Origin of the sequence: Rhizobium sp. rho-13.1 (genome assembly GCF_007000305.1) — a bacterium.
Lineage (GTDB): Bacteria > Pseudomonadota > Alphaproteobacteria > Rhizobiales > Rhizobiaceae > Rhizobium > Rhizobium rhododendri.
Genome location: NZ_SCFL01000001.1, coordinates 760,788 through 774,158 on the forward strand (window position 1 = coordinate 760,788; position 13,371 = coordinate 774,158).

Consider the following 13,371-nt stretch of genomic DNA (forward strand, 5'->3'; position numbering starts at 1 on the left):
GGCTACAGCCTCCAGCCGGCGCGGATGACGACCGGTATTCGGTCGCCCGGTGATACCGAATGGCGGGTGTAGGCACGCAGGACCTGGCCATCGGGCAGAGCCAGCCGCACGGCATAGCGCTCGCCCTCGTAAAGCACCGCCTCCACGCTGCATTCGATCCCTTCGGCATCGGCGATGACGTCCTCCGGACGCACCAGAATATCGATAAATGCGCCACCACTGCTCGACGAACCCGCTATCAGAGGCGCCAGCGCCCTCCAGTCGAGGGCTCGCCCGACCGTCTCGGGCGATAGCGGCAGCGAAAGAATGCTGCCTTGGCCAATCAGGCTGCCCACCAGCTTGCCCTCGGGACGGGCATAGATATCGGCGGGTTCGGCAACTTGCAGCAAACGGCCTTCGGACATGACGGCAACATCCGTTGCCAGCGCCATCGCCTCACTCTGGTCGTGCGTCACATAGACCATCGTGGCACCGGAGCGCTGGTGAAACTCGCGGAACGTTTCCTCCATCTCTTTCTTCAGATGCCGGTCCAGATTGGCGAGTGGCTCGTCGAGCAGCACCACGTCGGGCGATGTCACCAGGCAGCGCGCCAGCGCCACCCGCTGTCGCTGGCCGCCGGAGAGGTCGGCCGGCCGACGCTCGGCATAATCACCAAGCCGCACGGTGCGCAGCGCCTCCATCACCCTGTCGCGATAGTCCGAACCGGAAATGCCACGGACCTTGAGCGGATAGCCGACATTATCGGCGACGTTCATGTGCGGCCACAGCGCATAGGACTGGAATACCATCGCCATATTGCGTTTTTCCGGCGGGAGCGCGGATGTCGCATTGGCAAGCAAACGGTCGCCGAGATGGATCGAACCTCCCGTCGGCTGCTCGAAACCGGCAATCATCCGCAGCACCGTCGTCTTGCCGCAACCGGATGGCCCGAGAAGCGCGAGGAACCCACCCTCGCGCACGGTCAGCGAAAGTCCTTCGACGGCGGCGCGACCCGTTCCGAAATCCTTGCTGAGCGTATCGAGGATCAGCTGCGCCACGGCACCACTCCCTTCGGCAGCCGATTGGCCAGAAGCTCCAGAAGCAGCATCAGGAGAACCACCATCGCAACGACCAGCACGGACATCGCAGATGCGAGGTCGGAGCTGCCGCTGTCGTCGAGATTGTAGATGACCACGCCAAGCGTCTGCGTGCCCGCCGACCAGAGCAGCGCCGACACCGTCAACTCGTTGCAGGCAATGAGAAATACGAGGATGACAGAGGCACCGGCGGCCGGCGCTATCAGCGGCACGATGATATCGACCAGGCGGCGCCGGAAGCCTGCCCCCGAGAGCCGCGCCGCTTCTTCCAGCGCCGGATCAAGCTGCAGGAACGCGCTCATCACCGGTTTGAGGCTGACTGAAAAATAGGCCGAGAAGTAGGCAAGCAGGACGATCCAGATCGTGCCGTAGAGCGTGACATGGATGAGCGGCAGGGGCGCTGCAAACAGCAGGATGAAGCAGACAGCGATGATGATCCCCGGCAGCGAATAGGGAATGTCGATCAGCCCCGCCAGCAGCCGGCTGGCAAGGTCCCGCCGCTTCGTCAGCACGTAGGCGGCAAGCACCGTCAGCACCAGCAGGCCGAGCGCTGTGGCGCCAGCGAGAAACAGCGAATTGCCAAAAGCGACCCGTGTCACCGACTGGTGAAACAGGATTTCCTCGAAGGCATGCAACGATGCCGTCTTCAACGAAAGCGGCACGCCGTAGGCAGGCACCAGCGCGCCGGCGACAAGCGCAAGGAATGGCGCCACCAGCATGATGAAGACCAGCCCCCAGAGCAGCGGTCCGGCGGCAAGTTTCCAGCGTCCAAGCGCAAAGGCAGCTGACGCACCGGAGAGACCGATGACGCGGTAATCCCGCCCTCGCAGCGCCCGGTTCTGCAACGCAAGCCCGGCAATCGAAATGACCGCGATGATCGACGACAGCACGGCGACATCCCCGAATGTGCGCGGGCCAAAGGCGGAGAACTTGGTGAAGATCAACGTCGACAGCGTGAAGATCGAGGCGGGAATGCCGAGGATCGCCGGAATGCCGAAATTGCCGATGGACGAGACGAAGGCGATCGCAGCACCGGCAACGATGCCCGGCATCGATAGCGGAAGGATGACATCGCGAAAAACCCGGAAGCCACCCGCGCCGGAAAGCCGGGCAGCCTCGACGCCATCGCGCGGCAACGCCATCAGGCCGGCCCGCAGAGCGAGATAGACCAGCGGCGCGTGCTGCACACCGTAGAGCAACGCGATACCCCCGATCGAATAGAGCGGCTGTGGCGACCCCAGCGGCGGCGCGATGTGGAGTGCTTTGAGCAGCGGGCTGGAGGGGCCGCTCATCTGCACCCAGGCGAGCGCCGTGACCTGCGGCGGGATCATCATCGGTAGCACGAAGAGGAAACTGAGAATGCCCTTTCCGGGGAGATCGGTGAGACTGAGCAGGAAGGCAAACAGGCAGCCGATGGCCACGGAAATGACAGTGCCGATCACCGCAGTCTCGACCGTGTACCAGGTGGATTGCCAAAGGCCGGGATCGGAGACGAGATCATAGGCGCCGCCGTGCAGCAACGCTGCGATGCCGGCAACGGCGAGCCGCACCAGTGGCGGGGCCGAGAGGATCAGAACGGCAAGGACGACAAGGGGAAACAGCCAGGCTGGCTGGCCGTTTCCCCGGCGAAGATAGTCTGTCATGCGTGGTCCAGGTTGATCGACAGGGTCTTTTAACTCACTTCGAACCGTAGAACGAGGAGAAGGTCTTCAGATCCTGATCGGTATTCTTGACAGCCGCAGCAGCATCCAGCGGCAGCACCTTGATCGTGCTGCGCGCCGGAAAGCCCTCTGGCATGGCAACGCCGTTGCGCGCCGGTATATAGCCGAGCTTGACGAAGCCAGCCTGCCCCTTCTCGGACAGCACGTAGTCGACGAACGCCTTGGCCGCCTCTGCATGCTTGGCGGTCGACAGTATCGCAACCGGTTCGGTGACGGCGGATACGCCTTCGGTCGGGAAGACGAAGGCGAGCGGTGCGCCCTTGGCCTTTTCGCGGATCGGCATGTAGTCGACGATCATGCCATAGGCCTTCTCGCCTGAAGCCACCGACTTCAGCACCTGGCCATTGCCGCCGGATGCTATCGCGCCATTGGCAGCGAGGCTCTTGTAGAATTCCCAGCCGAGGCTCGGCACGCCCGCAAGCGTCTGCGCATGGATGAGCGCCGCACCTGATGTCAGCGGGCTCGGCATGACCACGAGGCCCTTGGCTTCCGGCTTTGTCAAATCCTGCCAGCTGGTCGGCTTCATGGCGGCGGCGGTGTTGTAGACGATGCCGGTCGTGATCAGCTTGGTCGAATAATAGTAACCACCGGCGTCATAGAGCGACGCATCGTAGTTCACCGCTTCCGGCGACTTGTAGGCCATCAGCTTGCCGGCTTCCTTCAGCCGCTCGAGCGTGACCGTGTCGGCAATCAGCAGCACGTCGGCAACGGGATTGCCGGCGGCCATCTCGGCCTGAAGCTTGGCCATGATCTTCGGTGTGCCATCACGCACCCAGTCGACCTTGATCGATGGGTTGGCGGCCATGAAGCCATCGACGGTCGCCTGTGCATCTTCGTTCGGCTGACTGGTGTAGAGCACGAGGTCGGCAGCGGAGGCCGGCAATCCGGCGAGGCTCGCGACAAACAGCGCGGCGGCGGTAGCGATCGTCTTCATGGCTCGGTCCTCATTGGTTTGCACTTCCCATAGGGACGGCGTTTTACAGATGTGTGACAGGCCGGCGTGCAATCAACTGCATTTTGCAACGGTCGCGTGCTCAACCGATAGGAACTGCATAACAACGCCGGATGCGCCAGGCAAACGAGCTGCCCGGCCCCCAGATATAAGGATTTCAAAATCACCAACGGCAGGACAAAACGCCTACCTCGAGCAAACGCTAAGATCAGGCCGCCTCGGAGACGATCTCGTTCGCAATCAGGTCCGCCAGGCGGTGAATGCCCTCTTCGATCTGCTGGTCGTCGGCACGGGAAAAACTCATCCGGAATGTGTTGGCGCCGGATCGATCCGCAAAGAACGCCTGCCCCGGCACGAATGCGACCTTGGCCGTCTGCAGCGATTTCGCAAGCAGCGTCGCTCCATCCATGCCCTCTGGCAAGGTGACCCAGATGAACATGCCGCCTTCAGGCTTCGTCCAGTGGGTCCCTGCCGGCATGTACTTCGCAAGGGCTGCCAGCATGCAGTCCCGGCGGCGCCTGTAGACCGTTCCGATTCTGGCAACCTGGGCCGGGAAACCATGCTCGACGACCTTGTGAATGGCCATCTGGTTGATGGTGGAGGAGTGAAGATCCGCCGCCTGTTTCATCAGCACCAGCTTGCGGATTACCTGAGCGTTGGCAACAACGTATCCGACGCGCAGACCCGGTGCCATGGTCTTGGAGAAACTGCCACAATAGATCGTCCGCGTTGCTTCGATATCGCCCTTGCGGGAAATCTCCAGGGCAAGGATCGGCGGGATCGGGTTGCCGTCGTAGCGCAGCGACTGGTAGGCGGCATCTTCGACGATGGCGATATCGAGATCGTCGGCGAGGTCGATGAGCTTTTCGCGCGCCTCGAGGTCAATCGTCTCACCGGTCGGATTGGCGAAATCCGGAGACAGATAGGCAAACTTCACCCGCCCACCGGCCTTTTCCGCAGCAGCGCGATAGGAACCCGGCGTGCGGTTGCCGTTCGGCGTCAACCGGTCGTAAGTCGGCTCGTAGGCGTTGAAGGCCTGCAGCGCGCCGAGATACGTCGGCGCCGTGACGAGAGCCGTATCATCGGGAGACAGCATCAGCTTGCCGAGATAATCGAGCGCCTGCTGCGACCCGGAGACGATGAACACGTTGTCGAGGCCGCAGGCAACGCCGAGTCTGGCCATCTGCTGCACGAGCCACTCCCGCAGCGGCTTGTAACCCTCGCTGACCGAATATTGCAGGGCTGCATCGACAGTCGAACCGTCGAAGATGTCGGCGTAGGCCTGCTTGAACGCCTCCTTCGGAAACAGCTCCGGATCGGGAATCCCGCCCGCGAACGAGATGATGTCCGGCCGATCCAGCAGCTTCAGCAATTCGCGGATTTCAGAGGCGCGCATCCGGCTCGAGCGCGTCGCAAAGATGTTTTCCCAATTCAACATGGGGCTTCCTCGTAATTTTGTGTCTTTCGGGAAGCTAACCACGCAATAAAAGATAAGTCAACAATGCTGACCTATTTTTGATTATTTCAGAATATCTACTGCGAATTCGAAGGGGTTCAGGACTTGAACACCGAGCTTTATGAAATCGCCGACATTGCGTGTGACCACTATCATGTTTCGTTGTACCGCAGTCGCCGCGATCAGGGCGTCCACGAGCAAATCGGGCGCGAGACGATGCGTAAGCCCACCCCAAATGCGAAAAGTTTGGGCATCGGCGCTAATACACTGGGAAGTATTAAGGATTTGATCGAGCCACTCGGATAACTCCTGCGCTTTGACCGGATCGGAGACCGATGTACGCTCAATGCCGATTGCTATTTCGCCAATGACCACAGCAGGCAGATAGATTGTCTCGCTCGAAACCGACTTTATCCAGGCGACGACAGCACCATGAGGACGATGACGCCGCAACTCGGAGACCACGTTGGTATCGAGAAGATACATCCCGCTACTCGAAATCCGGCATCTCGCGAGACTTCCAGTTGGCGCGATCAGGGATTTCCCAATCCACACGAGGCTCAGGAGCAAGTAGAATATCTTTCAGACTGGGCTTGACCCTCTGCTGGAGGCTTTCCCAATCAGCAACGGACACAAGCACTGCTGCCGGCATACCGCGCTTGGAGACAAGCTGCGGTCCCTGGTCAAGAGAGGCCTCTAGCATCTCGCTGAACCGTGCCTTTGCATCCTGTACAGGCCACTGACGCATACCAACCTCCTGCTACGACTCCACTCTATTCCGCACATGGACAAAATCAATTTTTATTTGTCCGGTCCTGCGTCACTCCTAAGCCGTACGGATCCACCCAACATACGAAAAAGGCCGAAGCTTTCGCCCCGGCCCCCTCATCTCACCTATATCTAACAAGCTTAGTTGACGGCCTTGTCGACCAGCTTGTTCTTGCCGATCCAAGGCATCATGCCGCGCAGCTTGGCGCCGACTTCCTCGATCTGGTGGTTGTCGTTCATGCGACGGATGCCCTTGAAGCGCGAGCCGCCGGCACGGTATTCCTGCATCCAGTCCGAGGTGAACTTGCCGGTCTGGATGTCGGTCAGAACGCGCTTCATTTCAGCCTTTGTCTCGGCCGTGATGATGCGTGGGCCGGTGACGTATTCGCCCCATTCAGCTGTGTTCGAGATCGAGTAGTTCATGTTGGCGATGCCGCCTTCATAGATCAGGTCGACGATCAGCTTCACTTCGTGCAGGCACTCGAAGTAAGCCATTTCCGGTGCGTAGCCGGCTTCCGTCAGCGTTTCGAAACCGGCGCGGATCAGTTCGACCAGACCGCCGCAAAGGACGACCTGCTCGCCGAACAGGTCGGTTTCGCATTCTTCGCGGAAGTTGGTTTCGATGATGCCCGAACGGCCGCCGCCTACGCCGCAGGCGTAGGAGAGAGCCAGTTCAAGTGCGTTGCCGGAAGCATTCTGGTGAACGGCCACGAGGCAAGGAACGCCACCACCCTTCTGGTATTCGCCGCGAACCGTGTGGCCGGGGCCCTTCGGTGCAATCATGACGATGTCAAGCGACGCCTTCGGCTCGATAAGGCCAAAATGGATATTCAGGCCATGGGCAAAAGCGATAGCGGCGCCGTCGCGGATGTTTGCCTCGATGTCGGCCTTCCAGATGTCGGCCTGCAACTCGTCCGGGGTCGCCATCATCAACAGGTCGCCCCACTTGGCGGCGTCTGCGACGGTCATGACCTTGAAGCCATCGGCTTCGGCCTTCTTGATCGTCTGCGAACCGGCCTTGAGCGCGATGACCACATTGGCGGCGCCGCTGTCCTTGAGGTTCAGCGCATGGGCGCGACCCTGGGACCCGTAGCCGACGATGACTACGTTCTTGGCCTTGATGAGATTGAGATCGGCATCACGATCGTAATAGACGCGCATTTGATTTTTCCTTCCCTTGCTTGTCGATTTTGGTTTGATCCATCAGACGGATGCGGCTGCATCCGCCGAAACTTTTTCCGTGCCATAGAGCCTGAGGAAAGCACTGACCGCCCTCTCCGCCTGCTGGGCACCATCCTTGATGCTGGGTTCGCCGAGCAGCATGCGAACGTGCAGGTCGGAGACGACGAGGCCATAGAGCGTGTGGTAGGCCTCGTTGGCATCGTCGAAGCGCAACAGCCCCGCCCGCTTGCCGGCATCAATCAGGCCGCTGGCACGTCGGTCGATCTGTCGACGTCCGCGCTCGAGCAGCAGCTTCCCAAGCTTCGAGCCATCGCGGTTCGACTGGCCGATCGCCAACCTGTTCAGTGCCAGCGATACGTCGCCGGCCAGCACTTCCAGGAGGTCGCGGGCAAAGATCACCAGATGATCGTGCAGGCTCGTCGCCGTCAGCCGTTCGCCGTTGCGCTCGAAGGTACGGACCTTGCTCGCCTGGTGGGCAATCATCGCAGACAGCAATCCGTCGCGGTCGCCAAACCACTTGTAGAGACTTTCCTTGGAGCAATTGGCAGCGCGCGCCACGCCGGATGTCGTCAGCGCCTTTTCGCCACCGTCCACCAGCAATCGCAGCGCCTGCTCCAGAACGGCGTTCTGACGTGGCGAAAACTCCGATGTCTGCAGTGCGTCGCTCGGCACAATGACCACTCCCATTTGCGTACCGTACGGTACGGTTCGCAGACTTATGCCGCAGCTGGCTCAAGGCGTCAAGCAACTTTGGGCGGAGCGCCGAAGAAATTTCCGTGATCGCCGGAACGTGCACTCGGCTCCGGCGTGAGCCCTATTCGGCGGCGATGGGCCCGCGCATGCCTTCGACGTCGCGCAGCGGCGACAGGCCGTAGAGACGGCTGTATTCGCGGCTGAATTGCGACGGGCTCTGGTAGCCGACACGGTGGCCGGCGGTGCCGACATCGAGCCGCTCGATCAGCATCAGCCGCCGGGCCTCGTGCAGCCGCAGCTGCTTCTGGTACTGCACCGGCGTCATCGCTGTGATTGCCTTGAAATGATGGTGAAAGGAGGAAACGCTCATGTTGACGTGCTCGGCCAACTCCTCGATGCGCAGCGGACGAGCGAAATTCTCCCTCAGCCAGGCAACGGCGCGGGCAATGCGGTGGCCATGATTGTCGGCGACGGCGATGTTGATGAGTTGTCCACCCGCTGGTCCCGTCAGGATGCGGTAGAGGATCTCCTGCTCGAGCAGCGGCGCCATCGCCGGGATGTCACTCGGATTATCGAGCAAGCGGAGCAGCCGCACGGCAGCATCGAGCAATTCGGGCGTCGCGATGTTGACCATCATTCCGCGTTGGCCGACAGCAGGTTCGGCCGGTCGCTGGATATCCGTCCGGCTGAGCAAGTCGAGCAGCTTCTCGGGGCTGATGGCAAGCGTTATGCAGAAGTGCGGGACTTCCGGACTGGCCTCGACGACGCGCCAGGCGACAGGGAGATCGAGCGACGTCAGGAGATAGTCGCCGGCGCCGTAATTAATGATGTCGGTTCCGAGCTGCAGGCTTTTCGCCCCTTGGATGACCATCGCGAAGCACGGCCGATAGCTGGCGTGGCAGGGTGCGCTCGGCATCGAGCGACGGCTTATCCCGAGCCCTTCGATCGCTGTCTTGAACTCTCCTTCGCCGGGCGCAAAGCGGGCGGCGATCGATGCGATTTCATGATGGGGATTGAACATCAGTGTCATCAAGGCACTCTTAATCGGGGGTGCAGGGGGAGCAAGCTACCGTTCCTATGTAGGCGAAATCCCTAGCCCGGCAAATAGGCAGCGTTCACACTTTTGCAGGATCGGGCAAAAACCTGAGAGGATCGCTCTAACGCCGGTGACAGGAAACGCGGCATAAGGGATCATCACCTTGCAGCCCCCAAAGAAGGAATATCCCATGCCAATCGCAAAAGGCTATGCCGCAACGGACGCGTCCAAACCCCTCACCCCTTTCACATTCGAACGGCGCGAGCCGAATGCCGACGACGTCGTCATCGACATCAAGTTTGCCGGCATCTGCCATTCCGACATCCACACCGTTCGCAACGAGTGGAAGAACGCCGTATACCCGATCGTTCCCGGCCATGAGATTGCCGGCATCGTGTCCGCCGTCGGCGCCAACGTCACCAAGTTCAAGGTCGGCGACCATGTCGGTGTCGGCTGCTTCGTCGATAGCTGCGTCGGCTGCGCCAACCGCGATGTAGACAACGAGCAGTACATGCCCGGCCTTGTACAGACCTACAACAGCGTCGAAGCCGACGGCAAGACGCCGACCCAGGGCGGCTATTCGGACTCGATCGTCGTCAAGGAAGGCTATGTCCTCTCGATCCCGGACAATCTTCCGCTCGACGGCGCCGCCCCCCTGCTCTGCGCCGGCATCACGCTCTATTCGCCGCTGCACCACTGGAAGGCCGGCCCCGGCAAGAAGGTTGCCATCGTCGGTATGGGCGGTCTCGGCCACATGGGCGTGAAGATCGGCGCCGCCATGGGTGCCGACATTACGGTCCTGTCGCAGGGCCTTTCGAAGAAGGAAGACGGCCTGCGACTCGGCGCCAAGGAATACTACGCCACGTCGGATGCCGAAACATTCACAAAGCTGGCAGGCACCTTCGACCTGATCATCTGCACGGCCGGTGTCGCCATCGACTGGAACGCCTATCTTGGCCTGCTCAAGGTCAATGGCTCGATGGTCATCGTCGGCGCGCCTGAACATGCAATCCCGGTTCATGCCTTCTCGCTGATCCCGGGCCGCAAGAGCCTGTCGGGCTCGATGATCGGCTCGATCAAGGAAACGCAGGAAATGCTCGACTTCTGCGGCAAGCACAACATCGTCTCGGAGATCGAGAAGATCAACATCCAGGACGTCAACGAAGCCTATGAACGCGTTCTGAAGAGCGACGTGCGCTACCGCTTCGTCATCGACATCGCTTCGCTCGCAGCGTAAGTCGAAATCATCCTGAAGACATCAAGGGCGGCCCTCGCGGGTCGCCCTTTTGCGTGGCCTCAATCCTCGCGCGGCGTTTCTTTCTGCGTGATCAGCCGTGCGCTGTGCTGGCGGCTGAGATAGATCCAGAGCCAGCTCCAGGCGACGCTGAGCCGCGACCTCGTGCCGATGAGGAAATAGATGTGGGCGAGCCCCCATATCCACCAGGCGAGGCCGCCCTTCAGTTTGATCCATCCGAAATCGATGATCGCCGCGCCCTTGCCGATCGTGGCAAGGTTTCCCTGGTGGTGGTAGCGAAAGGTGTCCGGCACGGTCTTGCCGGAAAGCCGCGCCTCGATCACCCTGGCGACAAATGCGCCCTGCTGCTTGGCGGCCGGCGCAACACCGGGCACAGGCGTCCCGTCTTCGCGAAGAACCGACGCCGTATCGCCGATCACGAAGATTGCTTCGTCGCCGGGTACCGTCAGGTTCTTTTCGACAACAACACGGCCAGCGCGGTCTGCCGGCACATCGAGCCAGGCCGCCGCGGGCGACGCCTGCACACCGGCTGCCCAGACGATCGTCCGGCACGGAATGAAGCTGTCGCCGATAACGACACCGTCGGCCGTGCAGGACGTCACGGCCTTGCCGGTGCGGATCTCGACGCCACTGCTCTGCAGCTTCCTGTGGGCGTAGGCCGACAGGTCATCGACGAAGGCCGAGAGAATGCGCGGCCCGGCCTCGACGAGAACGACCTTGGTCTTCGTGGTATCGATGCGGCGGAACTCCTTCGGAAGGGTATCGTGCGCCAGTTCGGCGATGATGCCTGCAAGTTCGACACCGGTCGGTCCTGCACCGACGATGACAAAGGTCAGCAGCGCCTCGCGGATCGCCGCGTCTTCTTCCATCTCGGCCCGCTCGAAGGCCAAAAGCAGCCGGCGGCGAATGGTCGTGGCATCCTCGAGCGTCTTCAGGCCGGGTGCGACCGGCTCCCATTCGTTATGGCCGAAATAGGCGTGCGTGGCACCGGTCGCCAGCACCAGCGTATCGTAGCCAACGATGTCGCCGTTGGTAAGCGCCACGGTCTTTGCCTGCCTGTCGATGCCCTCGACTTCGGCAAGCAGCGTCGTGACATCGGGCCGCTCGCGATAAAGGCTGCGGATCGGCCAGGCGATTTCTGAGGTCGACAGCAGTGTCGTTGCGACCTGATAGAGTAACGGCTGGAAGAGGTGGTGATTGCGCCGATCGATCAGCGTGATGCGGACGGGCGCCCGCCGGAGGTCGTTGACGATCTGCAATCCCGCAAAACCGCCGCCGACCACGACGACATGATGTTCCTGCATGACGATCCTTTCCTGTGCTCACCCTCCCTCACGTGAGCCTGTTCTCGACGGACATCAACCGCCGTTTACGCATGGCTCCGTTGCACATCTTCAAATCCGCCAGCCGTCGACCAGAGCTACCTTCCCGGAAGAACAGCAATTGCGGGCCAATCCTCCACGCTAATGTCGACACCAACGTCCGCGTGCATTAAGCGTTGGGAAGCCGACGCCTGCAGTGGCGACTGGAGGAACACAGTATTGACCGTGTCGAAAAAAGATAATCCGGCTGCTGAAAAGACACTGGCCCAGCATATCCTGCCGACATCCGGCACCATGGTCGGTATCTGCACCACGCTGATCGGACTGGTGAAGGTTGTCGAGGGTCGTATCGGGCCAAGCCGGGTCGATGAATATGCAGGCTGCGCCTCGCTTCTCTTCCTCGTCAGCGCCATTACGTCCTACCTGTCGATCCGCTTTGCCAACCGGCTGAAGCTCAGCAGGACACTCGAGACCGTCGCCGACCAATGCTTCTTGTTCGGCCTGTTCGGCATCACCCTCATCGGCTTGTTGTTCGCCTATGAGGCGATCTGAGCACCCCGCCTATACCGCATACCCAACGGGGATTGCCATTCCGCTTTTGAGTTCCTCCATCGAGATAGAAGCCGCTACGTCGAACAGTTCGACCCGGCGGACGATGGTCTTGTAGATCACGTCGTAATGCTCGACGCTCGGCAGCACGATCTTGAGGATATAGTCGTGGTTGCCCGTCAGCCGGTGCGCCTCGACGATCTCCGGTATGTCGGTGATAGCCCTCTTGAAGCGCTCGATCCATTCGTCGGCGTGATGGGCGGTCTTGATCAGCGCGTAGACGGTGGTGGGCACGCCCATCTTGCGGCGGTCGAGCACGACGATCTGCCGGGCGATATGACCGCTGTCCTCCAGTCGCTGGATCCGGCGCGAACAGGCGGATACCGACAGAGCCACGGCATCGGCCAAGGCCGTGACCGATATTCCGGCATCGCCTTGCAAGATATCGAGCAATTTCCGGTCCCGTTCGTCCAGCATCAGCGTCCCTCCTCACTATCACGCCATAAATTTGCACAAATACGTCATATTGCGCAATCTCATTACATTATTTTTGTAAATCGAACGAAAAATGCAAATCACGCGCGGATGTTTCGAACGACAATGGTGACAACGGAATCACATGCGGAGACAAATTCTATGCGCACCATTGGCCTGATCGGCGGCATGAGCTTCGAAAGTTCGGCGGTCTACTACCGTCTCGTCAACGAGATGGTCCGCGATGCACATGGCGGCCTGACCTCTGCCGAGGTTCTGATGCATTCGGTCAATTTCGCCGATATCGTCGCCTTGCAGAAGGCCGGTCGCTGGACCGACGCCGCCAGACGACTCGGGGACGTCGCAGCTGGTCTGGAGCGCGCCGGTGCCGACTGCGTGCTGATCTGCACCAACACCATGCATCTGATTGCCGAGGAAGTGGCAGCCCGCATCTCCGTTCCGCTGGTCCATATCATCGATGAAACCGCAAGCGCGCTCAAGGCAGCCGGTCGCAGGAGGCCGCTGTTGCTGGCCACCCGCTACACCATGGAACACGGGTTCTATGCCGACCGCATGGCCGAACTCGGCGTCTCCGTCATGGTCCCGGACGTCGATGACCGCACGGCGGTGCACGACATCATCTTCGACGAACTCTGCGCCGGCAAAGTCCGCGATGAATCGCGTGTTAAACTGCTGGAGATCGTCGAACGGGCGAAGGCTGGTGGTGCGGACAGCGTCATCCTTGGCTGCACCGAGATTTGCCTCATTCTCGATGCTGAAAAATTGCCGCTGCCCGGTTTCGACAGCACGACGATCCACGCACAGGCAGCCGTACATTTCGCCTTAGCCCCGCTGGCCAATATCGACGCCGAAGCTGCCTGAAACAC

14 protein-coding genes are annotated in these 13,371 nt (G+C 60.9%); 3 read left to right on the forward strand and 11 right to left on the reverse strand.

From position 1 onward, the window contains the following. Nucleotides 1-2: 2 nt before the first annotated feature. The 9 genes from EQW76_RS03885 to EQW76_RS03925 all read right to left on the reverse strand — a co-directional run bounded on the left by EQW76_RS03885 (nt 3) and on the right by EQW76_RS03925 (nt 8,878). Entirely contained in the window at nt 3-1,037 is a 1,035-nt protein-coding gene (locus tag EQW76_RS03885) for an ABC transporter ATP-binding protein (RefSeq protein WP_142823130.1), read from the reverse strand. Further along, nucleotides 1,025-2,719, reverse strand: coding sequence for an iron ABC transporter permease (locus tag EQW76_RS03890; RefSeq protein WP_142823131.1), 1,695 nt, complete (start codon nt 2,717-2,719; stop codon nt 1,025-1,027). The genes EQW76_RS03885 and EQW76_RS03890 overlap by 13 nt, the downstream gene beginning before the upstream one ends. Nucleotides 2,720-2,753: 34 nt before the next feature. Next, nucleotides 2,754-3,731 (reverse strand): ABC transporter substrate-binding protein, encoded by a 978-nt coding sequence (locus EQW76_RS03895; protein WP_142823132.1) that lies wholly within the window; start codon nt 3,729-3,731, stop codon nt 2,754-2,756. Nucleotides 3,732-3,957: 226 nt separating this feature from the next. Next, nucleotides 3,958-5,187: a PLP-dependent aminotransferase family protein gene (locus tag EQW76_RS03900; RefSeq protein WP_142823133.1), complete on the reverse strand. Its 1,230-nt coding sequence runs from the start codon at nt 5,185-5,187 to the stop codon at nt 3,958-3,960. Between the two features lie 81 nt (nt 5,188-5,268). Then, nucleotides 5,269-5,691: a type II toxin-antitoxin system VapC family toxin gene (locus EQW76_RS03905; RefSeq protein WP_142823134.1), complete on the reverse strand. Its 423-nt coding sequence runs from the start codon at nt 5,689-5,691 to the stop codon at nt 5,269-5,271. A 4-nt stretch (nt 5,692-5,695) separates the two neighbouring features. Further along, the gene (locus EQW76_RS03910; RefSeq protein ID WP_142823135.1) at nt 5,696-5,953 is read right to left on the reverse strand and encodes a type II toxin-antitoxin system Phd/YefM family antitoxin; all 258 of its coding nucleotides are present in this window, start codon (nt 5,951-5,953) and stop codon (nt 5,696-5,698) included. 161 nt (nt 5,954-6,114) lie between these two features. Continuing rightward, nucleotides 6,115-7,134 carry a ketol-acid reductoisomerase gene (gene ilvC / locus EQW76_RS03915; RefSeq protein ID WP_111222915.1) on the reverse strand — a complete coding sequence of 340 codons (1,020 nt, stop codon included), beginning with the start codon at nt 7,132-7,134 and terminating at the stop codon, nt 6,115-6,117. Nucleotides 7,135-7,176: 42 nt separating this feature from the next. Further along, on the reverse strand, nt 7,177-7,842 hold the full coding sequence (locus EQW76_RS03920; protein ID WP_202617093.1) for a TetR/AcrR family transcriptional regulator C-terminal domain-containing protein: 666 nt from the start codon (nt 7,840-7,842) through the stop codon (nt 7,177-7,179). A 127-nt stretch (nt 7,843-7,969) separates the two neighbouring features. Further along, on the reverse strand, nt 7,970-8,878 hold the full coding sequence (locus EQW76_RS03925) for an AraC family transcriptional regulator (RefSeq protein WP_142823136.1): 909 nt from the start codon (nt 8,876-8,878) through the stop codon (nt 7,970-7,972). A gap of 196 nt (nt 8,879-9,074) precedes the next feature. On the opposite strand from EQW76_RS03925, the gene EQW76_RS03930 reads away from it, so the two are divergent. Beyond that, the gene (locus tag EQW76_RS03930) at nt 9,075-10,121 is read left to right on the forward strand and encodes an NAD(P)-dependent alcohol dehydrogenase (protein WP_142823137.1); all 1,047 of its coding nucleotides are present in this window, start codon (nt 9,075-9,077) and stop codon (nt 10,119-10,121) included. Between the two features lie 59 nt (nt 10,122-10,180). Here EQW76_RS03930 and EQW76_RS03935 read toward each other — a convergent pair whose 3' ends face one another. Next, nucleotides 10,181-11,443: an NAD(P)/FAD-dependent oxidoreductase gene (locus EQW76_RS03935; RefSeq protein ID WP_142823138.1), complete on the reverse strand. Its 1,263-nt coding sequence runs from the start codon at nt 11,441-11,443 to the stop codon at nt 10,181-10,183. 237 nt (nt 11,444-11,680) lie between these two features. Here EQW76_RS03935 and EQW76_RS03940 point away from each other — a divergent pair, with 237 nt between their 5' ends. Next, on the forward strand, nt 11,681-12,013 hold the full coding sequence (locus EQW76_RS03940; RefSeq protein ID WP_111222911.1) for a hypothetical protein: 333 nt from the start codon (nt 11,681-11,683) through the stop codon (nt 12,011-12,013). 9 nt (nt 12,014-12,022) lie between these two features. Here the strand turns inward: EQW76_RS03940 and EQW76_RS03945 are convergent, their stop codons facing one another. Then, complete coding sequence (locus EQW76_RS03945) at nt 12,023-12,487, reverse strand: Lrp/AsnC family transcriptional regulator (RefSeq protein WP_142823139.1); 465 nt, start codon at nt 12,485-12,487, stop codon at nt 12,023-12,025. A gap of 159 nt (nt 12,488-12,646) precedes the next feature. Between EQW76_RS03945 and EQW76_RS03950 the strand changes: the two genes are divergently transcribed. Beyond that, nucleotides 12,647-13,366 carry an aspartate/glutamate racemase family protein gene (locus tag EQW76_RS03950; protein ID WP_142823140.1) on the forward strand — a complete coding sequence of 240 codons (720 nt, stop codon included), beginning with the start codon at nt 12,647-12,649 and terminating at the stop codon, nt 13,364-13,366. Nucleotides 13,367-13,371 lie beyond the last annotated feature (5 nt).

What these genes read in the sequence shown, in the direction of transcription:
- EQW76_RS03890 (WP_142823131.1), bottom strand. Translation starts at nt 2,719, where the DNA reads ATGACAGACTATCTTCGCCGGGGAAACGGCCAGCCAGCCTGGCTGTTT.
- EQW76_RS03895 (WP_142823132.1), bottom strand. Translation starts at nt 3,731, where the DNA reads ATGAAGACGATCGCTACCGCCGCCGCGCTGTTTGTCGCGAGCCTCGCC.
- EQW76_RS03900 (WP_142823133.1), bottom strand. Translation starts at nt 5,187, where the DNA reads ATGTTGAATTGGGAAAACATCTTTGCGACGCGCTCGAGCCGGATGCGC.
- EQW76_RS03905 (WP_142823134.1), bottom strand. Translation starts at nt 5,691, where the DNA reads ATGTATCTTCTCGATACCAACGTGGTCTCCGAGTTGCGGCGTCATCGT.
- EQW76_RS03910 (WP_142823135.1), bottom strand. Translation starts at nt 5,953, where the DNA reads ATGCGTCAGTGGCCTGTACAGGATGCAAAGGCACGGTTCAGCGAGATG.
- ilvC (WP_111222915.1), bottom strand. Translation starts at nt 7,134, where the DNA reads ATGCGCGTCTATTACGATCGTGATGCCGATCTCAATCTCATCAAGGCC.
- EQW76_RS03920 (WP_202617093.1), bottom strand. Translation starts at nt 7,842, where the DNA reads ATGGGAGTGGTCATTGTGCCGAGCGACGCACTGCAGACATCGGAGTTT.
- EQW76_RS03925 (WP_142823136.1), bottom strand. Translation starts at nt 8,878, where the DNA reads ATGACACTGATGTTCAATCCCCATCATGAAATCGCATCGATCGCCGCC.
- EQW76_RS03930 (WP_142823137.1), top strand. Translation starts at nt 9,075, where the DNA reads ATGCCAATCGCAAAAGGCTATGCCGCAACGGACGCGTCCAAACCCCTC.
- EQW76_RS03935 (WP_142823138.1), bottom strand. Translation starts at nt 11,443, where the DNA reads ATGCAGGAACATCATGTCGTCGTGGTCGGCGGCGGTTTTGCGGGATTG.
- EQW76_RS03945 (WP_142823139.1), bottom strand. Translation starts at nt 12,487, where the DNA reads ATGCTGGACGAACGGGACCGGAAATTGCTCGATATCTTGCAAGGCGAT.
- EQW76_RS03950 (WP_142823140.1), top strand. Translation starts at nt 12,647, where the DNA reads ATGCGCACCATTGGCCTGATCGGCGGCATGAGCTTCGAAAGTTCGGCG.